The sequence below is a fragment of the Cecembia lonarensis LW9 genome (assembly GCF_000298295.1).
In the GTDB taxonomy this organism is placed as follows: Bacteria; Bacteroidota; Bacteroidia; order Cytophagales; family Cyclobacteriaceae; genus Cecembia; species Cecembia lonarensis.
This window is the reverse complement of record NZ_AMGM01000352.1, coordinates 1-511: the sequence shown is the minus strand read 5'-3', so window position 1 is coordinate 511 and position 511 is coordinate 1. Positions and strand designations below refer to the sequence as shown.

The following is a 511-nucleotide window of genomic DNA, read 5'->3' as shown; positions in this document are numbered from 1 at the left end:
GGCGCGGTGTCGGAATCGGCATGGGGCGCCCAACGCACATCCAAGCCATGACTTGTAGCTCGTAACCTTATGGAGGAAACCCCATGCGCAATATCTCGCGCAAGACTGGCATGGCAGCTGCCATGCTCGGCATTTCTGCTCTCGTCCTCACCGCCTGTGGCGCCGCACCCGAGGCGGCCCCTTCGGCCAGCGGCTCGGCCCCGGCCGGCGCATCGGACTTCACCGGCTGCATCGTTTCGGACTCCGGCGGATTCGACGACCGCTCCTTCAACCAGTACCTCCTATGAGGGTCTGATGCAGGCGAAGACCGATCTGGGTATCAACGTCAAGCAGGCCGAGTCCAAGGCCGAAACCGACTTCGGCCCGAACCTCAACGCCATGGTCAAGGGCGGCTGCGACCTGACCGTCACGGTCGGCTTCCTGCTCTCGGACGAGACCAAGAAGGTCGCTGCGGCCAACCCGGACAAGCACTTTGCGATCGTTGATGACAACGCCATCGACGCCAAGAACG

2 protein-coding genes are annotated in these 511 nt (G+C 63.2%); both read left to right on the top strand.

The features are described 5' to 3' along the window. The first annotated feature begins 83 nt into the window (after nucleotides 1-83). Nucleotides 84-287 carry a hypothetical protein gene (locus B879_RS24395; RefSeq protein ID WP_202949690.1) on the top strand — a complete coding sequence of 68 codons (204 nt, stop codon included), beginning with the start codon at nucleotides 84-86 and terminating at the stop codon, nucleotides 285-287. Nucleotides 288-294: 7 nt separating this feature from the next. Continuing rightward, a partial coding sequence (locus B879_RS24390; protein ID WP_202949689.1) for a BMP family ABC transporter substrate-binding protein occupies nucleotides 295-511 on the top strand: 217 nt, incomplete at its 3' end.

Bases quoted from the DNA above. Each gene is read 5' to 3' on its own strand.
- B879_RS24395 (WP_202949690.1), top strand. From the start codon at position 84: ATGCGCAATATCTCGCGCAAGACTGGCATGGCAGCTGCCATGCTCGGC.